Source organism: Bradyrhizobium sp. SBR1B (genome assembly GCF_014198205.1).
GTDB lineage: Bacteria > Pseudomonadota > Alphaproteobacteria > Rhizobiales > Xanthobacteraceae > Bradyrhizobium.
Window position 1 is genome coordinate 468,360 of record NZ_JACIHC010000005.1, and the last position, 23,764, is coordinate 492,123.

The window sequence follows — 23,764 nt, forward strand, 5'->3', positions numbered from 1 at the left end:
CTGATCCGATGTCCGGTCCCAATGCCAGCCTGATGGTCCCCGGCCTGCGCCGGAACATGGTGACGATCTGCGCCATGACCGCGACCATCATGCAGGCGCTGGACACCACCATCGCCAACGTCGCCCTGCCCTACATGCAGGGCACGCTGTCGGCCTCGCAGGACCAGATCAACTGGGTGCTGACCTCCTACATCGTAGCCGCCGCGATCATGACGGCGCCGGTGGGCTGGATCGCCAACCGCTTCGGCCGCAAGCGCATCTTCATCATCTGCTCGGCCGGCTTCACCATGGCCTCGGTGCTGTGCGGCCTCGCCCAGGACATCAACCAGATGGTGCTGTTCCGCCTGCTGCAAGGCGTGTTCGGCGCCGCCCTGGTGCCCCTGTCGCAATCGGTGATGCTCGATTATTACACGCTCCAGGAACGTGCCAAGGCGATGTCGATCTGGGGCATGGGCGTGATGATGGGTCCGATCATGGGGCCCTCGCTGGGCGCCTGGCTGACCGAGACCTATTCCTGGCACTGGGTGTTCTTCGTCAACCTGCCATTCGGCTTCATCACCGTGCTCGGGCTGATCGTCTTCATGGACGAGACCGACAAGAATCTCAGCCTCAAATTCGACTGGTTCGGCTTCGCCGCGCTGGCGGTTGCGATCGGCTCGCTTCAGCTCGCCCTCGACCGCGGCGAGCAGCTGGGCTGGCTGGAATCCAATGAGATCCTCGCGGAGTTCATCGTCTCGGCGGTCGCCTTCTACTTCTTCCTCGCGCACTCCTTCACGACCTCGACCCCGTTCATTCGGTTCGCGCTGTTTCGGGATCGCAACTTCGTCACCGGCTGCGTGTTCATGATCGTGATGGGGCTCGTGCTGTTCTCGACCATGGCGCTGGCCTCGCCCTATATGCAGAACGTGATCGGCTATCCCATCATCACCGCCGGCCTGCTGCTGGCGAGCCGCGGCTTCGGCACCTTCTTCGCGATGATGCTGGTCGGCCGGATGATGCGCTATTTCGAGGCGCGCACGCTGATCATCGCCGGCCTGACACTGACCGCAGGCTCGCTGTTCCAGATGACCGGCTGGACCGATCTGACCCAGGTGCCGGAGATCGTCACCGTCAGCGTCATTCAAGGCTTCGGCTTCGGCCTTGTCTTCGTGCCGCTATCGACCGTGGCCTTCCTGACACTGTCGAACGACCTCCGTACCGACGGCACCGCGATGCTGACCCTGATGCGCAACGTCGCGAGCTCGGTCGGCATTTCCGTCGTCATCGCCCAATTGACGCAGGGGACGCGGCGGACCTATGCGATCCTGTCCGAGCACATCAACCCGTTCAACCATGCACTGCAGATGCCCGACGTCAGGGGCCTGATCAACCTGTCCACCGACGCCGGCCGCGCCATGGCCGACAGGATGGTCAGCGTCCAGGCGCAGATCATCGCCTTCGCCTACGACTATCAGCTGGTGATGTTCTTCATCCTCTGCACTATCCCGCTCGCCTTGCTGATCGGCTCGACCAAGGCCACGCTGCGCAAGCAGGCGGCGGGACCGGAGCATGCGGTGATGGAGTAACGCACGCTCGATCTCCCAATCTCCACTGTCATCCCGGACAAGCGCGGCGAAGCGGAGCGCAGATCCGGGATCTCAGCGCGAGCGCTTGCGCTCGTCGCGATAATCACAGGGAGTAGTTTGGCGAAGACTGTGAATTACCAGTCTCGCGCCAAACTACTCCCTGTGATTATGGGTCCCTGCGTTCGCAGGGACGACACCGAAATTGCGGCGCGCCCTACAACAACTCCTCGCAGCCCAAATCATCCACCGCCGCAAACACCCGCTCCAGATTATTCCACCAGATCAGCGGCGGGAGATTGACACTCCATTGCCAGACCGGCTTGGTGATGTGCCAGAGCACCGACCGGCGATAATCCTGGTCAAGTGCGCCGCGCGTGTAGCCGCTGACGCCGTGCGAGATCAGGGTCTCATGATAGCGGTTGAGCAGCAGGCGCTCGAGCGTCTGGCGGCGCTCCGGATACCATTGCGTCGCCATCATGTAGGCGAGATCGTGGGTCGGCACGTTGATGCGCCACTGGTCGAAGTCGAAAATCCGCACGGTGTCGGCGATGTCCGCGCGCGGCAGCAGGAAATTCCAGGTATGGGCATCGCCGTGGGCAATAGAGAGATGTCGATGGGAATGATAGCGCTCAAGCAAACGATCCGACTGCTCAATGAACCGACGATAGAGGATGCGTCGTTCTTCGCTCAGACGGTCGCCGAGAAGATCGGCAAAACGATCATAATGGCCAGCAAAGGTCTCCATCAACCTTGACGTATCATCGGCGCTCATCCAACTGCCAATGGTGTCGCCGAGACTTGGGTGGTCCCACCATGCCGCGTGCCAGCCCGCGAGCGTCGTGACGATCGCCATCGCCTGTTCGCGAGACGGCGGCAAGGGCCACGGGGCCGCGACCTCATGGCTGTCGGTGAGGTCCTCGAGCAGCAGATGCCAACTGACATTTTCCTCATCGAACTGTCCGTCAAAGCAACGCGGCACCAGCCCCGGCGGCATATTCGGTGCAAGTTTCGCATAGAAGGCCACTTCGTGCCGGCCACCATGCGCAAGCGTCTTGGCAAAATCGGCATGCGGCGTCTTCAGGATCAGTGTCTGCGGCGCGCCGCCGGATTCACCCACATAGCGCAGACCGAGACGGACGATGTGCGACACGACGGTGTCGCGCTGATGCAGTACCTTCACCTCGCGGACCGCGCCTGCGTCGAGCACGCCGCCTCTGCGCAGTGCCGCCGTCAGTCGGGCGGGCTCAACGACATCAGGCAGTTGTGGAGGTGTCATGAAATTCACGATGCCCCTGTCCCGCGCCATATTGCACGATCATGACCCCACGCACCAGCGGCCGAACCGATGCCGCGCTCAAGCCGCCTCGGTCGAGGCGCGCACGGTCCGCACCACGACCGACCGGAGCTGTTCGAGATTGGCGGCCATGCCGGCGATCGCCTGCCTGACCTCGGCGGCGCGCTCGTTCACGGAAGCGGCGTCGCGGCTGACATTGCCGATCTTGGCCGAGACCTCCTTGGCCGCGGAAGCCGATTCGGAAATCGACCGCGTGATCTCCCGCGTCGCGGCGTCCTGCTCTTCCATCGCGGCGGCAACCGAGGTTGCCACGCCGTCGATTTCGACGATGCGCCCTCCCATCGTCTCGACGGCATCGACCGCGGCCTGCGTCGAGGCCTGAATCTCGGTGATCAGCCGCGTGATCTCCTCGGTGGATTTGGCGGTCTGGTCTGACAGGGACTTCACTTCGGCGGCGACCACGGCGAAGCCGCGGCCGGCCTCGCCGGCACGGGCGGCCTCGATCGTGGCGTTGAGCGCCAGGAGGTTGGTCTGGCCGGCGATGCCGCCGATGAGGTCGGAGACCTCGGCGATCTTCTTCACCGATCCGGCCAGTGCCTGGATGGTCGAACGCGCCTGCTCGCGGCCGGCGACCGCCGATTTTGTGACAGTGCTGGTCCGCACGACCTGGCTTGCGATCTCGCGGATCGAGGCGCTCAGCTGTTCGGCCGCGGCCGAGACGGTCTGCGAACTGCCGAGGGCCTGGGTGGAGGCCGCCGCGACCGCCTGCGACTGTGCGGAGAGCGACCTCGCGATATCGGACAGGCTGGACGCCGCCCGCTCGACGCCTTGCGTCGCTGCGCCGGCGGTGTCGACCGATCGGCCGGTCTCGCGCTCGACGGTCTCGGCCATCTGGTGCAGGGCGGAGCGCTTGGCGAGCGCCGCCTCCTGCTCCTGCCGCAACTGCTCCTCGCGCAGGCGGGAATTCTCGACCGCCGCCTGCTTGAACACCACAAGCGCCCCCGCCATCGAGCCGACCTCGTCCTTTCGGTCAGCGAAAGGAATGTCGGCGGCGAGATCGCCGGTCGCGAGCTTCTGCATCGTGCCCGTCATGCGCACGATCGGCCGCACCACGCCGAGTGCGACGCCGAGCAGGCCCGCAGCAACGAAAGCCAGGACCGCGGCGGAGACGCCGAGGAGGATATAAAGCATCGAGCTGTCGCGGTCCGCGGCCAGCTTTTCCATGGCTGCATTCTGCTTGTTGGCGTTCTCGACGATGCTGTCGATCACGGCGCGATGCGCGGTGTAGGCGTCCTTCACCTGCGCATAGATGCGCTCGGACGCAGCGGCGTCCTTGGCCTTGAGGGCCGGCAGGAGCTGGTCGGACGCCTTCCAGAACTTCTGCACCTCAGCATCGGATTTCGACACCAGCACCGTCTTCAGGTCGGCCGAGAGGCTGGAGGTGACCCAGAACGCCTTGCGCTCGTCGTAATCCTTGCGGAGCTGGACCAGGCGTTCGCCGTGGGCCGCCAGCTGGTCCGGCTCGCGCATGGCCAGGGTCGCCTCGAGATAGGCCTCGATGACATATTCCGGCGGCGGCAGAATGTCCGCGATGAGGTCGTTGCCGAGCTTGATGTCGGAATAGAGCGGACCGCCGACCTTGAGCTCTTTCAAGGCGTACAGGCTGGTCGAAACCACGGCGGCAAAACCGATGGCGAGAACGATGCCGAACGCAATGATCGCAGATGACAACGACAGACGAAATTTCATGAAAACAATCCAGGGCGGTGTCAAAACTGCAGCCACCCTAGACGAATACGGTAAATACGGGATTGCTTCGCGCCGAAATTGTATCGCGCGAACCCCGTCTAACTACGGGAATTCGACGTCAAGCCATCGGTATTTGAGTCAGCGAGGCTGACGCACACACGTGCGGGAGAATCGTTTCGGCCGGAGGCAGCCTCGGCCTCGATGCGCCAGATGAGACATGCGCGCCGAAGAGCAAGCCTCCCCCGGCACGCGTTGCCTCACACGTCGAAGAACACCGTCTCGTTGTCGCCCTGCAGCCGCAGGTCGAGCCGGTAGACCGGCTTGCCGGCCTCGCGCGCCGCGGTCAGCGTGGCGCGGCGCTCGGTGGGCACCAGCGCCAGCACGGGGTCGGCGGCGTTGCCGGCCTCGTCGCCGAAATAGATCCGGGTGTAGAGATGCCTGAGCATGCCGCGGCCAAACACCGCAAGGAGGATGTGCGGCGCCTGCGGCTTGCCATCGGGATCCGGCACCGTGCCCGGCTTGATGGTCTCGAACGCGTAATTGCCGTCCTTGTCGGTGCCGCAACGGGCGAAGCCGCGGAAGCTTGCATTTGGCAGCGCACGCTTGTCCTGCGGGTCGGCGAAGCGGCCTTGCGCGTCCGCCTGCCAGATCTCCAGCATGCAATCCGGCACGGCAACGCCGTCACTGTCGAATACGCGACCCTCGATGCGGATGCGCTCGCCGGTGACATCTGGCGTCAGCGTCGAGTTGGTGAACGCGTCGTTCCAGGCGTACTCGCCGCTCGGCGTCAGGCCGTATTTGAAGAACGGGCCGACCGTCTGCGATGGGGTGATCCCGTCGGGCGTCACAGAATCCTGCACTTAGTGATTCTCCATGGGGGTGGCGTTCTTGCCGCGCAACACGATGTCAAAGCGGTAGCACAGCGCCCATTCGGGCTGGGTGTTCTCGAGATCGAACGAGGAGACCATCCGCGCCCGCGCCTTCTCGTCCGGCACCGAGTTGAAGATCGGATCGAACGGGAACAGCGGATCGTTCGGAAAATACATCTGCGTCACGAGGCGCGTGACGAAGGAATGGCCGAACACCGACAGATGGATGTGCGCGGGACGCCAGGCATTGTGGTGATTGCCCCAGGGATAAGCACCCGGCTTGACGGTGACGAAGCGATAATAGCCGGAGGCATCGCTTTGGGCGCGGCCGGCCCCCGTGAAATTCGGATCGAGCGGCGCCGGATGCTGGTCGCGGACATGGACGTAGCGGCCGCAGGCATTGGCCTGCCAGATCTCGACCAGCGAGTTCGGCACGCCGCGGCCGTCCTCGTCGCGCACATGGCCGTGCACGATGATGCGCTCGCCGATCGGCTCGCCCTTGTGCTGGGTGGTGAGGTCGTTGTCGCCCTCGCGCACGGTCTCGTGGCCGTAGACCGGGCCGGTGAGCTCCGACAACGTATGGCGCATCGGGATCAAGGGCTTGTTCGGCGCACGCTTGATCGAGCTCTTGTAGTCGGGCGACAGCGGCAGCGGATGCGCCTTGTTGCTGTCAGTGGGATAGATGAATGTCATGGGCGGACTCCTCCCCGGCCATGTGGTCCGGCCGGACAACGCTTCAGCCAATCATTATAGGATATAACTAATTGGGGGAAGCGGGTTTGAGCCCTATTTGATCGGCGGACGCGGCAGTAAGGCTTCCCCGACTTCGAGCCGGTAGACATGGTCGAGCGAATACCAGGGCGTCGCGACCTCGCGTTCGGTCGGATGTGGCGCGTCATGGCGCAGGAACTTGCCGATCAGCGCCTGCGTCACGCCGAACTGCACGTCGCTGTCGATATGGGGATCGTTGGGATCGTAGACCTGCGAGATCAGGACCTTGAAGCCCGGCTTGAAGATCAGGGCATGCAGATGCGCGGGGCGATAGGGATGGCGGCTCTGCGCCTCCAGCAGGCGGCCGACCACGCCGTCCGTCGGAATGGGATAGCCGACCATCATCACCGAACGGAAGGAGAAGCGCCCATCCTGGTCGGTCGTGAACTTGCCACGCAGGTTCATGTCGGCCTGGTCAGGATCCTGGTTCTCGTAGAGGCCGACCGGAGAGGCGTGCCAGACATCGACCTCGGCGCCGACGACCGGACGACCGTCCTTGTCCACGACGCGGCCGTTCACGAACAGTGGCGCGCCCGGGGTCTCGGAGCGGACGATCGATCCGCCATTCTCGACCCGCGGCGAGTTCAACCGCCAGAACGGCCCGAGCAGTGACTGATCGGTTTCGGTATTGCCCTGGTCGCCGTTGTTGAGCAGGCAGACCAGCGGCGAGACGCCGAGCGAGCCCGCCATCAGCACCACTTCGTTGTGCGTGTCGGTGGTCAGCTTGCCGAGCTCGGCGATGACAGCGGTGGCATCGCGAAACTCCTTCTCGGTCAGGCGGACGTCGCGCACGAAGCCGTGCAAATGCTTGACCAGGGAGATCATGATCTGGCGCATGCGCGGATCGGAAGTCCGCTCCATCACCGCCAGTGCCGCGGCCGTGACGTCCTGCTCGCGCTCGATGATCATGCTGGCTTTTTCTCCCTGTCATTCCGGGACGCGAGAGAAACGAGCGAACCCGGACTCTTCGCCTCTTCCCGCTTGCGGGGAGAGGCCGGCGCGCGAAGCGCGGCGGGTGAGGGGGACTCTCCGCGAGTCCAACTATCACCGTCCTTGCGGAGACTCCCCCTCACCTCAACCCTCTCCCCGCAAGCGGGGAGAGGGGGAGGAGAGAGTTCAGTTCAGCTTCTCGATCGCGACCGCGACGCCCTGGCCGACGCCGACGCACATGGTGGCGAGCGCCAGCTTGCCGCCGCGCTTCTCCATGCCGTGGACGGCGGTGAGCGCGAGGCGCGCGCCGCTCATGCCGAGGGGATGGCCGAGCGCGATTGCGCCGCCATGCGGATTGACGAAATCCGCATCGTCGGCGACGCCGAGCTGGCGCATGCAGGCGATGCCTTGCGAGGCGAAGGCTTCGTTCAGCTCGATCAGGTCGAAATCGCTGATCTTCTTGCCGAGCCGTTCCATCAGCTTGCGGGTCGCCGGCACGGGACCAATGCCCATGATGCGCGGCGGCACGCCGGCCGAGGCAAGGCCGAGGATGCGCGCGCGGGGCGTGAGACGATGCTTCTTCACCGCAGCTTCCGAGGCCAGGATCATCGCGGCGGCGCCGTCATTGACGCCGGAAGCATTGCCGGCGGTCACCGTGCCGGGATTGCGCACGATCGGCTTCAGTTTTGCCAGACCTTCGAGCGTGGTTTCGGGACGCGGATGCTCGTCCTTGTCGACGGTGATGGGACCCGCCTTGCCGCCAGGAATGGTGATCGGGACGATTTCCTCGGCGAAATAGCCCGCCGCGATCGCCTTGCCGGCGCGCTGCTGCGAGCGGATGGCGAAGGCGTCCTGGTCGGCGCGCGAGACCTGGAATTCCTCGGCGACGTTCTCGCCGGTCTCCGGCATGGCGTCGACGCCGTACTGCGCCTTGAGCAGCGGATTGATGAAACGCCAGCCGATCGTGGTGTCGAAGATTTCGGCCGAACGCGAGAAGGCCTCCTGCGCCTTGCCCATCACGAACGGCGCACGGGTCATGGATTCGACGCCGCCGGCAATGGCGAGCTCGATCTCACCGGAGCGGATGGCGCGGCCGGCGGCACCGACCGCATCGAGGCCCGAGGCGCAGAGCCGGTTGAGCGTCTGGCCGGGAACCGAGTCCGGCAGACCTGCGAGCAGCAGCGCCATGCGGGCGACGTTGCGGTTGTCCTCGCCGGCCTGGTTGGCACAGCCGAAGAAGACTTCGTCCACCTGCGCCCAGTCGAGATTGGGGTGCTTGGCCATCAGTGCCTTGATCGGGGCTGCGGCGAGATCGTCGGCACGCACCTTGGCGAGCGAGCCGCCGAAGCGGCCGATCGGGGTCCGCACGGCATCGCAGATAAAGACGTCACGCATCGTTGTTCTCCCTGAATGCCGCGGTTCGGCCCAAATTCTTCAATGACGCCGGAGTTTTAGGAGGGCGCCCGCAGCAGGTCAATTGACTGATACACGCGTGTTCCGAGGGGGCCGCACGCCGGCCACGCATGCCGCAATGCGGACAACGTGGAAAACCCGCTCCTTCCGGCCAAAGCGATAGGAGCAGGGGGCGAAATTTTGTAGGTTGCGCCGCCCATGACCATGCAACAGCCGATACAAGTACCGCCCCCCGACGAAGCGCCCGCTTCGCCAACGGAAGCCGTCGCGCGCGTCACGCCGATGATGGAACAGTACCTGGAGATCAAGGCGGCGCATCAGGGCCTGCTGCTGTTCTACCGGATGGGCGATTTCTACGAATTGTTCTTCGAGGATGCCGAGATCGCCTCCAGGACGCTCGGCATCGTCTTGACCAAGCGCGGCAAGCACCAGGGCGCCGACATCCCGATGTGCGGCGTGCCGGTCGAGCGTTCCGAGGACTATCTGCACCGCCTGATCTCGGCCGGCCACCGCGTCGCGGTGTGCGAGCAGACCGAAGATCCTGCTGCCGCCAAGGCACGCGGCAACAAGAGCGTGGTTCGCCGCGGCGTGGTGCGGCTGGTCACGCCGGGCACGCTGACCGAGGACACGCTGCTCGATGCGCGTGCCAACAATTATCTGCTCGCGATCGCGCGCGCCCGCGCCTCCGGCGGTGGCGACCGCTTCGGCCTCGCCTGGATCGACATCTCGACCGCCGAGTTCACCGTGATGGAATGCTCGGGCGGCGAGCTCGCCGCGACGCTGGCGCGCATCAACCCGAACGAGGCCATCGTCACCGACGCGCTCTATAACGACAGCGAGCTCGGACAGACCTTGCGCGAGCTGCCGGCCGTGACGCCGCTGACGCGCGACGTCTTCGACGGTGCCACTGCCGAGAAGCGCCTTTGCGATTATTTCGCCGTCGCGACCATGGACGGGCTGGCGCAGCTGACGCGGCTGGAGGCCACGGCAGCAGCAGCCGCCGTCACCTATGTCGACCGCACCCAGGTCGGCAAGCATCCGCCGTTGTCGCCGCCCGCGCGCGAAGCCTCGGGCGCGACCATGGCGATCGATCCGGCCACACGCGCCAATCTCGAGCTGACGCGGACGCTTGCAGGCGAACGTCGCGGCTCGCTGCTCGATGCGATCGACTGCACGGTGACCTCGGCGGGCTCGCGCCTGCTTGCCCAACGCCTGGCCGCGCCGCTGACGGATGCGCCGGCGATCGCGCGCCGGCTCGATGCGGTGAGCGTCTTCGTCGCCGATTCTGCCGCGCGCGAGGACATCCGCAGCATGCTGCGCGGCGCGCCCGACATGTCGCGCGCGCTGGCGCGCCTGTCAGTCGGCCGCGGCGGCCCGCGCGACCTCGCAGGTCTGCGCGACGGCATCATCGCCGCCGACCAGGTGCTGGCGCGGCTTGGCGAGCTCGATCAGCCGCCACAGGAAATCGCCGCGGTGAGGGCGGCCTTGCAGCGTCCCTCGCGCGAGATCGCGGCGGAGTTCGCCAGCGCGCTCGACGAGCAGCTGCCGCTGATCAAGCGCGACGGCGGCTTCGTTCGACAGGGCTATGAGCCCGCGCTCGACGAAGCCCGAAACCTGCGCGATGCCTCGCGTCTCGTCGTCGCCTCGATGCAGGCGCGCTATGCCGACACGACATCCGTGAAAGGCCTGAAGATCCGGCACAACAACGTGCTCGGCTATTTCGTCGAGGTCACCGCGCAGCACGGCGACAAGCTGATGTCGGCGCCGCTGAACGCGACTTTCATCCATCGCCAGACGCTGGCGGGGCAGGTGCGCTTCACCACCTCCGAGTTGGGCGAGATCGAAGCCAAGATCGCCAATGCCGGCGATCGCGCGCTCGGCCTCGAGCTCGAGATTTTCGAGCGGCTGTCAGCCAAGGCCATGGCGATCAGCGACGATCTGCGCGCCGCCGCGCACGCCTTCGCCTTGCTCGACGTTGCGACATCACTGGCAAAGCTCGCGGTCGACGACAATTATGTGCGGCCGGACGTGGACGGCTCCCTCGGCTTTGCGATCGAGGCCGGCCGCCATCCCGTGGTGGAGCAGGCGCTGAAGCGCAATGGCGAGCCGTTCATCGCCAATGCCTGCGACCTGTCGCCAAGCCCGGCGCAAAAGTCCGGCCAGCTCTGGCTGCTCACCGGTCCCAACATGGCCGGCAAATCGACCTTCCTGCGTCAGAACGCGCTGATTGCCCTTCTTGCCCAGATCGGCAGCTTCGTGCCGGCCACGCGCGCGCGGATCGGCATCATCGACCGGCTGTTCTCGCGCGTCGGCGCCGCCGACGATCTCGCCCGCGGCCGCTCCACCTTCATGGTCGAAATGGTCGAGACGGCTGCGATCCTGAACCAGGCCGGCGAACGCTCGCTCGTGATCCTCGACGAGATCGGCCGCGGCACCGCGACCTTCGATGGTCTCTCGATCGCATGGGCCGCGATCGAGCATCTGCACGAAAGCAATCGCTGCCGCACGCTATTCGCCACGCATTATCACGAGCTGACCGCGCTCTCCGCAAAACTGCCGCGGATGTTCAACGCCACGGTGCGGGTGAAGGAGTGGCAGGGCAACGTCGTGTTCCTGCACGAGGTGCTGCCGGGCTCGGCCGATCGTTCCTACGGCATCCAGGTGGCCAAGCTCGCCGGCCTGCCGCCGGCCGTGATCACGCGCGCAAAATCCGTGCTGTCCAAGCTGGAGGCGCAGGACCGCGGCCAGACCGCGCGCGCGCTGGTGGACGATCTGCCTCTGTTCGCCGTGCCCTCACGCGCGGCGGCCGAAGCCGCGCCGCCGAGCGAGGCCGAACTGCTGATGGAGGCCGTGAAGGCGCTGCATCCGGACGAGATGTCACCACGCGAGGCGCTGGATGCGTTGTATGCGTTGAAGGCGAAGCTGCCGAAGCAGTAGCGGTGCCGTAGGGTGGGCAAAGCGACTTGTCCGCCATAGCTCGAAGAGCGACGGCGGAAGCGTGCCCACCGCGTTTTGGACGAGATCGGGAAGAGATGGTGGGCATGGCGCGCGAAGTGCGCGCCTTTGCCCACCCTACGATTCCGTGCGCTGAGCGCTACGCCCTTGCCGCGATCGCAGCCGCCTCCGCAGCCGCGCGCTGCATGCTGGTCGACATCTCGTTCGTCACCGTGCTCTGCTCCTCGACGGCAGCGGCGGTCGAGGTGACATATTCGCTGACATTGTTGATCGCCTGCTTGATCGAGCCGAGCGCGCTGACGACGTCGCCGGAGATGCCGTTGAGGCTGCCGATCTCCTGGCCGATCTTGTCGGTGGCCTGCTTGGCCTGATTGGCGAGGCTCTTCACTTCGGAGGCGACCACCGCAAAGCCGCGGCCGGCTTCGCCGGCCCGTGCGGATTCGATCGTGGCGTTGAGCGCGAGCAGGTTGATCTGTCCGGTGATGCTGTTGATCATCTCGACGATGCCGCTCATCGACTGCGCCGCCTCGGTGAGGCGCTGGGCCTGAGCATCGGCGGAGGCGACCTGCTCCACCGCGCTCATCGCCGTCTCGCGGGACTTGGTCATCGCCTCGGAGATCTCCCGCACCGAAGCGTTCAGCTCTTCCGAACCGGCGGCGACCGATTCCATCATGCCGCGCACGCGCTCGTTGCCCATGCGGACCAGCACCTGACGCGTGGTGTCGGTGGCATATTTCACGACCTTGAACGGCTTGCCGTTGAGATCGAGGATCGGGTTGTAGGAGGCCTGGATGTAGACCTCCTTGCCGCCCTTGCCAATGCGCTTGTATTCGGCCGCCTGGTACTGACCGCGGTTGAGGGCGGCCCAGAACTCGCGATAGGCCGCGCCGTCGCGCTCCGTGGGCTCGACAAACATGCTGTGGTGCTTGCCCTTGATCTCGGCCAGCGAGTAGCCGAGCGCGCCGAGGAAGTTGGCGTTGGCGGCGATGATCGTGCCGTCCATGTTGAATTCGATCACGGCCTGGGCCTTGTCGATCGCCGCGATCTGGCCGGCGAGATCGGCGTTCTTCAGCTTCTCCGCGGTGACGTCCGTTGCGAATTTGACGACGCCGTAAGGTTTGCCGTTCTCGTCAAGCAGCGGGTTGTAGGAGGCGAGGATCCACACTTCGCGGCCGCCCTTGCCGATGCGCTTGAACTCGCCGGCCTGGTATTCACCGCGGTTGAGTGCAGCCCAGAACTCGCGATAGGCCGCGCCGTCGCGGTCGGCCTGCGGCATGAACAGGCTGTGATGCTTGCCCTCGATCTCGGCCAGCGAATAGCCGAGCGTCTTGCAGAATTTCTCGTTGGCGCTGACGATGGTGCCGTCGAGCTTGAATTCGATGACGGCCTGGGCGCGGCTGATCGCGGCGATCTTCGACGCATCCGTCATGCTCCGGATCTTCTTCGCCGTGATGTCGGTCGCGATCTTGGCGACCATCACCGTCTTGCCGTTGCCGTCGAGCACCGGATTGTAGGATGCTTCGATCCAGACCTCGCGGCCACCCTTCGCGATCCGCTTGAACTCGCGCGCCTGATACTCGCCACGGTTCAATGCAGCCCAGAACGCCTTGTACTCGGCGGTATCGCGCTGGTCGGCCGGCACGAACATGGAGTGATGCTTGCCCTGAATCTCGTCAAGCCGATAGCCGAGGGCGTCGAGAAAATTCTGGTTGGCCGTGACGATCGAGCCATCGAGATTGAATTCGATCATGGCCTGCGAACGGCCTATGGCGTCGAGCCGCCCTTGTGCATCGCTGTGGGACTTGCGACCGAACATCAAACAATCTCCATCTCGAAGTAACGTGGACAGCCCGTAGGGGAAGTGACCGCTGCGGCAACACAGCCGTATTCAAATCGACAATTCCCGCGAGTCCCTGCACTCGGATGCAGCTCGGACGAGTTCACGCCGACGACGGCGGAAGCGGGTACGTGAAATTATTCGTACGGAAAAAGCTCGAACAAAGTTCTAATAGAATTGTCGGAAACCAGCAGAACAGGGAACGATCCGGCGGGCGTCGAGAGCCGCCACCCGCGCCCCTGCGACTTGAAATGACATTTCTCATTCAATAGCTTGGGAAGATGCCGCGTTGCCCGTCGGCATGAGTTGCCATCTCCGACATGTCTTTCGCGACGCGGTGTCGCGCGTGTCCGTAGTCTCACGGTCCTTGCCGCGCCTTGTGCATCGTTCGCCGGCCGATTCCCCACAGCGTCAGATTCCAGGCGATGCAGGTGCCGAGCGCGAGACACAGACCGACGGCCGAGCCGAACGACACGACCGCAACGTGCAAGACGGCAATCGCCGTGCCGAATCCGAGCAGGCCCCAGGCGGAGTTGGCGAGCACGGCCGCGGTCGGCGGGCCGCCGATGCGCGGATGCAGGATCACCATGATGCTGGAGAACACCACGGGATACAGCGCGATGATGCCGCTGATGCGGGGGCCGACCCAGCCTGAAGTCGAGACCACGATGGCGACCAGGGTCGCGACCAGCGCAGCCCGCATCGGCACGTCGTACCAGCGACGCGTGACCAGCGGCATCTTCACATGGCGATAGCCCGCCAGAAGCGGAATGCAGATGCCGAAGGCGATCAGATTAGCGGCGAGCCCGGCGGTGAGCGACCAGTCGAACTGGCGGATGATCGAGGCCAGCACGATCCAGACGGCAACCGCGATTCCACAACTCACCGCGAAACCATGCCGCTGCGCCAGCACGACATAAGCGAGGCACATGAAGATCGTCGCCGCATTGATCGGAAGGCTCGCCAGCGAACCCTGCGCGATGAACGCGGCATCGTGGTCGAGCGCGAGGAAGACGTAGGAGGGACCGGCCGAGATCGGCAGGGTTGCGACCAGCGCGCCGATCACCGGACCCGCGCGCTCAGTGATGATCGAGGCCGTCACGACGAACGCCGCCGCGATCGCCATGCGCAGGAGAAGGAAGAGGAAGAAGTGGAGATCGGGGGACATTTTTGGCTTCTTACCCTCCCCTGGAGGGGGAGGGTCGGCTCATATTGGGCGCAGCGAAATATGAGACGGGGTGGGGTGACAGTCTCTCAACGGCGACGGTGCCCGAGTGGAGAAATCACCCCACCCCGCTCGCGCTATGCGCGATCGACCCTCCCCCTCCAGGGGAGGGTAAGAGACTCACATCCGCTGCATCGACACCGACACCTTCGGGCCGTTCTTGATGGTCTGATAGACCACGCAATAGCGCTCGGTCAGCTTGAGCAGGAGATCGAGCTTGTCCTGCGGCGCCGATGTGTCGACCTCGAAGCGCAGACGGATCTCGGCGAAGCCGACCGGGGTCTCCTTGTCGACGCCCAGCGTGCCGCGGAAATCGAGATCGCCCTCGGCATAGACGTTGCCGGTCTTGAGCGGCACCTCGATCGCAGTCGCGACCGACTTCAACGTGACCCCGGCACAGGCGACGAGCGCCTCGAGCAACATGTCTCCGGAGCAAAGCTCGAGGCCGGAACCGCCGGTCGCCGGATGCAGGCCGGCAAGCGCGATGGCGCGGCCGGTTTCGACCTTGCAGGCGATGCCTTCGCTGTCGGTAGAGCCCTTGGCCTTCAGCGTGATCAGTGCGGTCTTGGGATCGGTCTTGTAGCGCTCCTTGATCGGAGCCTGCATCTGGCGCAGCTCTGCAGCGTCCATTTTCGTTCTCTCCCGGAAAATTGCCCCTCGATGTACCGGTTCAGAGCGAAATTGTCACCACCACATGGCCTGACCGGGACCCTGGGTTGCGTCACGGTCGGGCACGTTGCGGTCAAGCGAACGGTCGAGTGACGTCAGCACACTTCGCTTGAAATTCTCGAACAGCGGCGAATTGCGGTCGCGCGGCCGGCCGAGATTGATCTCGATCTGGTCGAACAACCGGCCCGGCCGCGGCCGCATCACCAGCACGCGGTCGGCCAGCACCACGGCCTCGTCGACGTCGTGTGTGACGAGGATGAGGGTCGGCCGCGTGTCCGCCCAGAGGTCGAGCAGATGATCCTGGAGATCCCTGCGGGTGAAGGCATCGAGCGCGGAGAACGGCTCGTCGAGCAGCAGCACCTCCGGCTGCGGCACCAGCGCGCGTGCGATCGCAACCCGCTGCGCCTGTCCGCCGGAGAGCTCGCGCGGCCAGGCCTGCGCCTTTTCCGCCAGCCCGACGCGTTCGAGCGCACGCGCGACCTTCTCGCGGCGCTCGGCCGCGGGCAGATCGGCGAGTCCAAAACCGATATTGTCGGCGACGCTGAGCCAGGGCAGCAGCCGCGGCTCCTGGAAGATGATGCCGATCTTGGCATGCGGCGAGACGATCGCCTCGTTGTCGAGCGTCACCGTGCCAGCGCTGGCGCGATCGAGGCCGGCGATGGCACGCAGCAGCGTGGACTTGCCACAGCCGGAGCCGCCGATGATGGCGATGATCTCGCCCAGCCTGATTTCAGCGGAGAAGCGTGAAAGCGCCTGCACGCCGTTGGGATAGGTCTTGCTGACCCGGTCGAGCGCAAGCATCGCCTCAAGCTCCCTTCGCGCGCCCGAAGGCATCCTGCCAGCGCAGGAAAGGCGCGGCCGCGACCTCGATCAACCAGTCCGTGAGCTTGCCGAGGATGGCGAAGATCACGATGGCGGCGAGGATCTGCGCGGGCTTACCGAGCTGCTGGCCGTCGAGCAGGAGATAGCCGAGGCCTTCGGAGGCGCCGATCAGCTCGGCTGCGACCACGAACATCCAGCCGAGGCCGAGACCGACGCGCAGGGAAACCACATAGGCCGGCAGCACCACCGGCAGCAGGATGCGGCGAATCATGGCGAAGCCGGAGAGGCGAAAGGTCCGGCCGACCTCGACGATCTTGCGATCCACCGAGAGGATCGCGCCCATCACGCCGAGATAGACCGGAAAGAACACGCCGACCGCGATCAGCGCGACCTTCGAGGTCTCGAAGATGCCGAGCCAGAGGATGAACAGGGGCACCCAGGCGAGCGAGGGAATCGCCCGCAGCGCCTGCACGGTCGGATCCAGCAGCCGGCGCGCCAGCGACCAGTAGCCGGAGACGGCCCCCAACAACGTGCCCGCGACCACGCCGAAGGCGAAGCCGAGCCCGACGCGCCACAGCGTCGCTATGACGTGGCGGACCAGTTCGCCGGAGCGGGCAAGTTCGGCGATGGTGGCAAAGACGCGCGAAGGCGGCGGCACCAGCCGGCCGTTGGACCAGCCGAGCCACACCACGAGCTCCCAGCCAAGCGCGAGCGCGAGCGGCAGCAGCAGCCCCAGCATCGGCCGCGCATAGCGCGCCATGCGCGAGGGCGCGGCGGCGCTTTCGGCGGGTTCCGAGGATTGTTGCAAGGCTGGCGCGTCGGAGATCATGGCCATTAGCAAGCGCGTCCGGTCGGGGAATGCAAGGGTGCCTCTTACCCTCCCCTGGAGGGGGAGGGTCGTGGGCATGCAGCGAAGCGAAATGCACAGCGGGGCGGGGTGACCTCTCCTCACGGGACTGCCCGAGAGGAGAGATCATCCCGCCCCGCTCGCGCTACGCGCGATCGACCCTCCCCCTCCAGGGGAGGGTAAGAGAAGATCAATTCGTCGGCAGCGGGACCTGATCGTCGATCAACGCATCCAGCGTCGCCTTCACGTCGACCTTGGCATCGACGACACCGGCTTGCTGGAGGGCGAGGCCGGCGGCGAGGATCGATTCGCGCTGGGGCGCGCCGATGCGGCTGTGGGTGAGCTCGGTGCGCTCCTTGAGCTGCTTGTCGACGACGGCCTCGGGGAGTTTTGTGACCGCGATGAAGGTCTTCTTCAGCTCGTCGTAATTGGCCAGCGAATATTTGCGCGCCTCTTCGTACACGGCGAGGACGCGGCGGGCAGCGTCGGGATAGTCCTTCAAAAACTGCTCGCGCACATTGAGGATGCCCCAGGTGTTGGCTTCGGCCTTGCGGTAGAACAGCTTTGCGCTCTCTTCGACCTCGGCCTGCGCCATCATCGGATCGAGGCCGGCCCAGGCATCGACGTCGCCGCGGATCAGCGCGGTCTTGCCGTCGGCGTGCTGGAGCAGCACCGGGGTGATGTCCTTTTCGGTGAGCCCCGCTCCCAACAGCGCGCGCACCAGGAAGATGTGCGGATCGGTGCCGCGCGTCACCGCGACGCGCTTGCCCTTGAGGTCTGCGACGCCGGCAATCTTGGAATCCTTCGATGTCACCAGCGCCGTCCACTCAGGGCGCGAATAGACATAGATCGACTTGATCGGGTTGCCGTTGATGCGGGCGACCAGCGCCGCCGAACCCGCGGTCGAGCCGAAATCGATCGAGCCGGCATTGAGGAATTCGAGCGCCTTGTTGGAGCCGGCCGACTGCACCCAGGTGACGGTGATGCCGTCCTTGGCGAACTCCTTCTCAAGGAGCCCCTTCTGCTTCAGAACCATCGACACCGGATTGTAAGTTGCCCAGTCGATGCGGATTTCCTTGAGCGGATCGGCCGCCTTGGCCGCGGGGGTCACGGCGAGCGCAACCGCTCCCGCCAACAGAATGCGTCGTGTAATTCCGGTCATGCCCAGCCTCCTCCAAAACTTCATTGTTTTTCAATGAGTTATATCTAGAGGTCAACGAGAAAATCCGCCCCTCGAAAGCGCGCCGGCCGAGAACAGATTTGCCCAAAGCCGCGCCTTTCCAGCATGGAACGACTATTGCCAGAGAATGGCGGGTGACAGCGCCTGTCACCTCTTATATCCGGTGGGACATGGACAGCGTCGCGACTGAGCACAAGGCCGAGGTGGATGATCGTTTCGACACTGCGCGGATCACCGCCGCGGTCGATGCGCTTGCCGAAAAGCACCAGGGACGCGAGGACGCGTTCCGCACGGCCATGGCGCAATTGCTCAAGGCCGAGCTGATCGCGGCACGCGCCGCGGCACAGGAAATCCTTCTGAAGGACCGCCACGGCCGTCGCTGCGCCGAGCGGCTCTGTCATGTGCAGGACGAGATCATCCGCATCCTGTATTCGGCGGCGACCCGCCATCTCTATCGCTCGCCGATCCCGAGTGGCGCGGAGCGCATGGCGGTGGTCGCGACCGGCGGCTACGGCCGCGGCCTGATGGCGCCCGAATCCGACATCGACCTGTTGTTCATCCTGCCCTACAAGCAGACCGCCTGGGGCGAGCAGGTCGCCGAAGCTATCCTCTATTGCCTCTGGGACATGGGGCTGAAGGTCGGCCACGCCACGCGATCAGTGGACGAGTCGATCCGGCAGGCGCGCGGCGACATGACCATCCGCACCGCGATCCTGGAGACGCGCTTCCTCACCGGCGACAAGCCGCTCTATGAGGAGCTGGTCGCGCGCTTCGACAAGGAGGTCGTGCAGGGCACCGCCTCGGAATTCGTCACAGCCAAGCTCGCCGAGCGCGAAGAGCGGCACCGCCGCGGCGGCCAGTCGCGCTATCTGGTCGAGCCCAACGTCAAGGACGGCAAGGGCGCCTTGCGCGACCTGCACACGCTGTTCTGGATCGCCAAATACGTCTACCGCGTCCGCGACACCGGCGAGCTGGTCGAGCGCGGCGTGTTCGATGCGCAGGAATACCGCAGCTTCCGCCGCTGCGCCGATTTCCTCTGGTCGGTGCGCTGCAATCTGCATTTCTACTCCGGCCGCGCCGAAGAGCGTCTCTCCTTCGACCTCCAGCGCGAGATCGCTGTGCGGCTCGGCTACACCTCGCATCCCGGCATGCAGGATGTCGAGCGCTTCATGAAGCACTACTTCCTGGTCGCCAAGGAAGTCGGCAACCTCACCGCCATCCTCTGCGCCAAGCTCGAGGACCAGCAGGCCAAGCCCGCGCCGGTCTTGAGCCGGATGATGGCGCGGCTGCGGCCGACCGCGGCGAAGCGGCGCGTCCCCGACAGCGACGACTTCATCGTCGACAACAACCGCATCAACGTTGCCGCACCCGACGTGTTCAAGCACGACCCGGTCAATCTGATCCGCATCTTCCGCCTCGCGCAGAAGAACAACCTCGCCTTCCATCCGGATGCGATGCGCGACGTGACGCGATCGCTCGGCCTGATCAACGCGCAGATGCGCGAGAATCCCGAGGCCAACCGGCTGTTCATGGAGATCCTGACCTCCGACAACGCCGAGATCGTGCTGCGGCGCATGAACGAGACCGGCGTGCTCGGCCAATTCATCCGTGCCTTCGGCAAGATCGTCTCGATGATGCAGTTCAACATGTATCATCACTACACCGTCGACGAGCACCTGATCCGCTGCATCGGCTTCCTCCAGGACATCGAGCGCGGCGGCATCGAGGAATTCGCTTTGGCCAGCGACCTGATGCGCAAGTCCCGGCCCGAGCACCGGTCGGTGATCTACATCGCAACGCTGCTGCACGACGTCGCCAAGGGCCGGCCGGAGGACCACTCGATCGCCGGCGCCAAGGTGGCGCGGCGGCTGTGCCCGCGGCTTGGGTTCAGCCCGGCCGACACCGAGCTCATCGCCTGGCTGATCGAGGAGCATCTGACGATGTCCACGGTCGCGCAGTCGCGCGACCTCTCGGATCGCAAGACCATCGAGAATTTCGCCGCCGTGGTGCAGTCGGTCGAGCAGATGAAGTTGCTGACGATCCTGACCACCGCCGACATCCGCGGCGTCGGTCCCGGGGTGTGGAACGGCTGGAAGGCGCAGCTCTTGCGCTCGCTGTACTACGAGACCGAGCCGGTGCTGACCGGCGGCTTCTCGGAGGTCGACCGCGGCAAGCGCCTCACCGCCGCCTACGCTGAATTCCGAAATGCCTTCGCCGAATGGCCGGCGGAGGAGCTCGATGCCTATATCGGCCGGCACTATCCGGCCTACTGGCTCAAGGTCGAGCTGCCACGAAAAATTCGCCACGCCCGCTTCGTCCGCTCCAGCGAGCAGGCCGGCCACAAGCTCGCGATCAATGTCGGCTTTGACGAGGTCCGCGGCGTCACCGAGCTGACGATCTTCGCGGCCGACCATCCGTGGCTGCTCTCGATCATCGCCGGCGCCTGCGCCTCGGCCGGCGCCAACATCGTCGATGCCCAGATCTATACCACGACCGACGGGCGCGCGCTCGACACCATCTCGATCTCGCGCGAATACGACCGCGACGAGGACGAGGGACGGCGCGCCACACGCATCGGCGAGATGATCGAGGACGTGCTGGAAGGCAAGCTGCGCCTGCCTGAAGTGGTGGCGCGGCGCACGGTGCGCAGCAAGGCACGGCCCTTCGTGATCGAGCCTGAGGTGACCATCAACAACCAATGGTCCGACCGCTACACCGTGATCGAGGTCTCCGGCCTCGACCGGCCCGGCCTGCTCTACGAGCTGACCACCGCGATCTCGAAGCTCAACCTCAACATCGCCTCCGCCCATGTCGCGACCTTCGGCGAGCGCGCCCGCGACGTGTTCTACGTCACCGACCTCCTGGGTGCGCAGATCAGCGCGCCGACCCGCCAGGCCGCGATCAAGAGCGCGCTGACCCATGTGATGGCCGGCGACAAGGCGGTCCAGCCGGCGGCGTGATATAGTCTGTCATTCCGGGGAGCGCGTAGTGCGAACCCGGAATCCATTCATCCGCGGAGTCGGTGGCAGGATGGATTCTCAGGTGCGCAATTGCGCACCATAGCTCGCCGCTTGCGCGGCGCCCCCGGAATGACGAGGAGAGAGACCTAAACCTGCACTCCCTCATGCCGCAGCAGCCAGCGCTTGCGCTCGAGCCCGCCGCCGTATTTCACCAGCGAACCGTCGGCGCCGATCAAGCGGTGGCAGGGCAGCACCACGCTGATCGGATTGGAGCCGTTGGCATGACCGACGGCACGAATGGCTTTTGGCACATCGATCTTTGCGGCCAGCGCGCTGTAGCTCATCGTGGTGCCGGCGGGGATGTGAGCCAGCGCGTTCCAGACCTTCTGCTGAAACGGCGTGCCGGCGATACGCCATGCGATGGCCGAGAGCTGACCGAGATCGCCTTCGAAGTAACCCGATAACGCCGTTCGCATGGATGCAGGCGCAGGCCGGTCGCTGAGATCGACCGCACCGTAGTGCAAGCGCAAGAGCTCGCGCATGCGATGCTCATAGTCTTCCCAGTCCAGTGCGCGTAGCGCACCCTCGGCATCGGTGACGAGCAGAGCAATCCCGATCGGCGTCGTCAGGCGATCGAGGCCGAAGCTTGCAGACGGTTTGGTTGATCGCCCGGGCATGGTGGCACCATAGCATCGAAACATGCCATCGCACTTGCCATGCCGGCCGTGCTATCGTCCACCCGAAAGCTGACGCTGGGGGAGCTCAACTTGATCCTGATCGCCAATATCCTGGTGGCGCTGGTCGCCGCGCTGCACGTCTTTTTCCTGATCCTGGAGATGTTCCTCTGGGACAAGCCGCAGGGCCTGAAGGTGTTTCGCAATACGCCGGAGAAGGCCGAGATCACGAAGGTGCTGGCCGCCAATCAGGGCCTCTATAACGGCTTCCTCGCCGCCGGCCTGATCTGGGGTCTGGTCCACGGCAACCCGGCCTTCGCATTCCAGATCAAGGCGTTCTTCCTGCTTTGCGTGATCGTGGCCGGCGCCTATGGCGCCGCGACCGTCAGCAGCCGCATCCTGATGGTGCAGGCGCTGCCGGCGGCGGTCGCGCTGGTCGCGTTGTTCCTGGCCTGAGACGCCTGCCCCCTCGGCCTGAGACGCTACGGCGCAGCGCCGCGATCCTTGCGCGGCGGCGAACCTTCCTCCACAATCTTCGGCAGCGATGGCGACCGTTGCAATCGACGGGAAAAGACCATCGGCCGAAAATTCCGTCAGGAGGAACAACCAACATGACCAATCGCAGAGCCTTCTTAGCTGCCACGACAGCGCTCGCCTTCGCGTTCTCCGCGAACCAAGCCTTCGTAAGCCAAGCCTTCGCCCAGAAGAAATACGACACCGGGGCGACCGACACCGAGATCAAGATCGGCCAGACCGTGCCGTTCTCCGGCGCCTACTCCGTCTACGCCAATATCGGCAAGACCCAGGCCGCCTACTTCAAGATGATCAACGATCAGGGCGGCATCAACGGCCGCAAGATCAATCTGATCCAGTATGATGACGCCTATTCGCCGCCGAAGACGGTAGAGCAGGTGCGCAAGCTCGTCGAGGGCGACGAGGTGCTGTTCACCTTCCAGCTGATCGGCACCGCGGCCAACGCCGCCGTGCAAAAATATCTCAACGGCAAGAAGGTGCCGCAGTTGCTGGCCTCGACCGGCGCGGCCCGCTTCAACGATCCGCAGAACTATCCCTGGACCATCGCCTACAATCCCAACTACGTGTCCGAGGGACGCATCTACGCCAAATACATTCTCAAGGAGCATCCGAACGCCAAGATCGGCGTGCTCTACCAGAACGACGACATGGGCCGCGACTATCTCGCGGGCCTCAAGAGCGGCCTCGGCGACAAGGCCGCAAGCATGATCGTCGGCGAGGTCTCCTACGAGGTCACCGACCCGACGGTCGATTCCCAGGTGGTCAAGCTGAAGTCGATGGGCGTCGACGTGTTCTTCGATGCCTCGACGCCGAAATTCGCGGCACAGGCGATCAAGAAGCTCGCCGACCTCGGCTGGACGCCGGTGCACATCCTCGACATCAATGCGAGCCCGATCTCGGCAACGCTGAAGCCGGCCGGCCTCGACATCTCCAAGGGCATCATCTCGACCCAATATGGCAAGGAGCCCAGCGATCCCCAGTGGAAGGACGATCCCGGCGTGAAGGCCTTCTTCGCTTTCATGGACAAGTATTTCCCGGAAGGCGACAAGCTCAACACCGTCAACACCTACGCCTATTCCGTGGCGGAGCTGCTGGTGCAGGTCCTGAAGCAATGCGGCGACGATCTGACCCGTGAGAACATCATGAAGCAGGTCGCCAACATCAAGGACTTCACGCCGAGCTTCGCGCTGCCCGGCATCAAGATCAATACCGGGCCGAACGACTTCCGCGTCAACAAGCAGATGCAGATGATGAAGTTCAACGGCGAACGCTGGGAGCTGTTCGGACCGATCATCGAGGACACGGGACCGTCGGGCTAGTCCCGATCTCGTAGGGCGGGTTGCGCCCAGCGGACTGCACTTCGCGCAGCCCGCAAGGCTAACCCACCCTACGAACGCCCACCTTGCGTCGCAACAATCGTTCCTCCACACTCGCCCTCAGCGATGGCATCGGATGCGCAAGCGCGCGCCG

18 protein-coding genes are annotated in these 23,764 nt (G+C 64.9%); 5 read left to right on the forward strand and 13 right to left on the reverse strand.

Annotated elements, in window-relative coordinates:
- The first annotated feature begins 8 nt into the window (after positions 1-8).
- Positions 9-1,565, forward strand: a complete 1,557-nt coding sequence (locus tag GGD61_RS16865) for an MDR family MFS transporter (RefSeq protein WP_092251577.1) — start codon at positions 9-11, stop codon at positions 1,563-1,565.
- Between the two features lie 214 nt (positions 1,566-1,779).
- Here GGD61_RS16865 and GGD61_RS16870 read toward each other — a convergent pair whose 3' ends face one another.
- From GGD61_RS16870 to pcaF, 6 genes are all read right to left on the reverse strand, one after another.
- On the reverse strand, positions 1,780-2,871 hold the full coding sequence (locus GGD61_RS16870) for a phosphotransferase (protein ID WP_092251576.1): 1,092 nt from the start codon (positions 2,869-2,871) through the stop codon (positions 1,780-1,782).
- A gap of 48 nt (positions 2,872-2,919) precedes the next feature.
- Entirely contained in the window at positions 2,920-4,608 is a 1,689-nt protein-coding gene (locus GGD61_RS16875) for a methyl-accepting chemotaxis protein (protein WP_092251575.1), read from the reverse strand.
- 257 nt (positions 4,609-4,865) lie between these two features.
- Entirely contained in the window at positions 4,866-5,468 is a 603-nt protein-coding gene (gene pcaG / locus GGD61_RS16880) for a protocatechuate 3,4-dioxygenase subunit alpha (protein ID WP_183230926.1), read from the reverse strand.
- A complete protein-coding gene (gene pcaH, locus GGD61_RS16885) occupies positions 5,469-6,170 on the reverse strand; it encodes a protocatechuate 3,4-dioxygenase subunit beta (protein ID WP_026201729.1) in 702 nt (233 codons plus the stop codon).
- Between the two features lie 93 nt (positions 6,171-6,263).
- Positions 6,264-7,157 carry a dioxygenase gene (locus GGD61_RS16890; protein ID WP_092251572.1) on the reverse strand — a complete coding sequence of 298 codons (894 nt, stop codon included), beginning with the start codon at positions 7,155-7,157 and terminating at the stop codon, positions 6,264-6,266.
- A 207-nt stretch (positions 7,158-7,364) separates the two neighbouring features.
- Positions 7,365-8,573 (reverse strand): 3-oxoadipyl-CoA thiolase, encoded by a 1,209-nt coding sequence (pcaF, locus tag GGD61_RS16895; RefSeq protein WP_092251571.1) that lies wholly within the window; start codon positions 8,571-8,573, stop codon positions 7,365-7,367.
- Between the two features lie 216 nt (positions 8,574-8,789).
- Between pcaF and mutS the strand changes: the two genes are divergently transcribed.
- Positions 8,790-11,528, forward strand: a complete 2,739-nt coding sequence (gene mutS / locus GGD61_RS16900; RefSeq protein ID WP_092251570.1) for a DNA mismatch repair protein MutS — start codon at positions 8,790-8,792, stop codon at positions 11,526-11,528.
- A 157-nt stretch (positions 11,529-11,685) separates the two neighbouring features.
- Here mutS and GGD61_RS16905 read toward each other — a convergent pair whose 3' ends face one another.
- From GGD61_RS16905 to GGD61_RS16930, 6 genes are all read right to left on the reverse strand, one after another.
- Entirely contained in the window at positions 11,686-13,362 is a 1,677-nt protein-coding gene (locus GGD61_RS16905; protein ID WP_092251569.1) for a PAS domain-containing methyl-accepting chemotaxis protein, read from the reverse strand.
- Positions 13,363-13,741: 379 nt separating this feature from the next.
- Positions 13,742-14,551, reverse strand: a complete 810-nt coding sequence (locus GGD61_RS16910; protein ID WP_092251568.1) for a hypothetical protein — start codon at positions 14,549-14,551, stop codon at positions 13,742-13,744.
- Between the two features lie 177 nt (positions 14,552-14,728).
- Complete coding sequence (locus GGD61_RS16915; protein ID WP_028139616.1) at positions 14,729-15,238, reverse strand: OsmC family protein; 510 nt, start codon at positions 15,236-15,238, stop codon at positions 14,729-14,731.
- 54 nt (positions 15,239-15,292) lie between these two features.
- On the reverse strand, positions 15,293-16,078 hold the full coding sequence (locus GGD61_RS16920; protein ID WP_018319533.1) for an ABC transporter ATP-binding protein: 786 nt from the start codon (positions 16,076-16,078) through the stop codon (positions 15,293-15,295).
- 4 nt (positions 16,079-16,082) lie between these two features.
- Positions 16,083-16,928, reverse strand: a complete 846-nt coding sequence (locus GGD61_RS16925) for an ABC transporter permease (RefSeq protein ID WP_183230936.1) — start codon at positions 16,926-16,928, stop codon at positions 16,083-16,085.
- 208 nt (positions 16,929-17,136) lie between these two features.
- The gene (locus GGD61_RS16930; RefSeq protein WP_177236850.1) at positions 17,137-18,108 is read right to left on the reverse strand and encodes an aliphatic sulfonate ABC transporter substrate-binding protein; all 972 of its coding nucleotides are present in this window, start codon (positions 18,106-18,108) and stop codon (positions 17,137-17,139) included.
- A gap of 188 nt (positions 18,109-18,296) precedes the next feature.
- Here GGD61_RS16930 and GGD61_RS16935 point away from each other — a divergent pair, with 188 nt between their 5' ends.
- On the forward strand, positions 18,297-21,086 hold the full coding sequence (locus GGD61_RS16935) for a [protein-PII] uridylyltransferase (RefSeq protein ID WP_018319530.1): 2,790 nt from the start codon (positions 18,297-18,299) through the stop codon (positions 21,084-21,086).
- Positions 21,087-21,232: 146 nt separating this feature from the next.
- Here the strand turns inward: GGD61_RS16935 and GGD61_RS16940 are convergent, their stop codons facing one another.
- Positions 21,233-21,763 carry a methylated-DNA--[protein]-cysteine S-methyltransferase gene (locus GGD61_RS16940; RefSeq protein WP_092251938.1) on the reverse strand — a complete coding sequence of 177 codons (531 nt, stop codon included), beginning with the start codon at positions 21,761-21,763 and terminating at the stop codon, positions 21,233-21,235.
- A 39-nt stretch (positions 21,764-21,802) separates the two neighbouring features.
- Here GGD61_RS16940 and GGD61_RS16945 point away from each other — a divergent pair, with 39 nt between their 5' ends.
- Both GGD61_RS16945 and GGD61_RS16950 read left to right on the forward strand, forming a co-directional pair.
- The gene (locus tag GGD61_RS16945) at positions 21,803-22,216 is read left to right on the forward strand and encodes a DUF1304 domain-containing protein (protein ID WP_018319526.1); all 414 of its coding nucleotides are present in this window, start codon (positions 21,803-21,805) and stop codon (positions 22,214-22,216) included.
- 155 nt (positions 22,217-22,371) lie between these two features.
- Positions 22,372-23,613 (forward strand): ABC transporter substrate-binding protein, encoded by a 1,242-nt coding sequence (locus GGD61_RS16950; protein WP_038970676.1) that lies wholly within the window; start codon positions 22,372-22,374, stop codon positions 23,611-23,613.
- Positions 23,614-23,764 lie beyond the last annotated feature (151 nt).

Excerpts from the sequence above, each read along its gene's own strand:
- GGD61_RS16865 (WP_092251577.1), top strand. The coding sequence starts at position 9 with ATGTCCGGTCCCAATGCCAGCCTGATGGTCCCCGGCCTGCGCCGGAAC.
- GGD61_RS16870 (WP_092251576.1), bottom strand. The coding sequence starts at position 2,871 with ATGGCGCGGGACAGGGGCATCGTGAATTTCATGACACCTCCACAACTG.
- GGD61_RS16875 (WP_092251575.1), bottom strand. The coding sequence starts at position 4,608 with ATGAAATTTCGTCTGTCGTTGTCATCTGCGATCATTGCGTTCGGCATC.
- pcaH (WP_026201729.1), bottom strand. The coding sequence starts at position 6,170 with ATGACATTCATCTATCCCACTGACAGCAACAAGGCGCATCCGCTGCCG.
- GGD61_RS16890 (WP_092251572.1), bottom strand. The coding sequence starts at position 7,157 with ATGATCATCGAGCGCGAGCAGGACGTCACGGCCGCGGCACTGGCGGTG.
- pcaF (WP_092251571.1), bottom strand. The coding sequence starts at position 8,573 with ATGCGTGACGTCTTTATCTGCGATGCCGTGCGGACCCCGATCGGCCGC.
- mutS (WP_092251570.1), top strand. The coding sequence starts at position 8,790 with ATGACCATGCAACAGCCGATACAAGTACCGCCCCCCGACGAAGCGCCC.
- GGD61_RS16905 (WP_092251569.1), bottom strand. The coding sequence starts at position 13,362 with ATGTTCGGTCGCAAGTCCCACAGCGATGCACAAGGGCGGCTCGACGCC.
- GGD61_RS16910 (WP_092251568.1), bottom strand. The coding sequence starts at position 14,551 with ATGTCCCCCGATCTCCACTTCTTCCTCTTCCTTCTCCTGCGCATGGCG.
- GGD61_RS16915 (WP_028139616.1), bottom strand. The coding sequence starts at position 15,238 with ATGGACGCTGCAGAGCTGCGCCAGATGCAGGCTCCGATCAAGGAGCGC.
- GGD61_RS16920 (WP_018319533.1), bottom strand. The coding sequence starts at position 16,078 with ATGCTTGCGCTCGACCGGGTCAGCAAGACCTATCCCAACGGCGTGCAG.
- GGD61_RS16925 (WP_183230936.1), bottom strand. The coding sequence starts at position 16,928 with ATGATCTCCGACGCGCCAGCCTTGCAACAATCCTCGGAACCCGCCGAA.
- GGD61_RS16930 (WP_177236850.1), bottom strand. The coding sequence starts at position 18,108 with ATGACCGGAATTACACGACGCATTCTGTTGGCGGGAGCGGTTGCGCTC.
- GGD61_RS16935 (WP_018319530.1), top strand. The coding sequence starts at position 18,297 with ATGGACAGCGTCGCGACTGAGCACAAGGCCGAGGTGGATGATCGTTTC.
- GGD61_RS16940 (WP_092251938.1), bottom strand. The coding sequence starts at position 21,763 with ATGCCCGGGCGATCAACCAAACCGTCTGCAAGCTTCGGCCTCGATCGC.
- GGD61_RS16945 (WP_018319526.1), top strand. The coding sequence starts at position 21,803 with ATGCCGGCCGTGCTATCGTCCACCCGAAAGCTGACGCTGGGGGAGCTC.
- GGD61_RS16950 (WP_038970676.1), top strand. The coding sequence starts at position 22,372 with ATGACCAATCGCAGAGCCTTCTTAGCTGCCACGACAGCGCTCGCCTTC.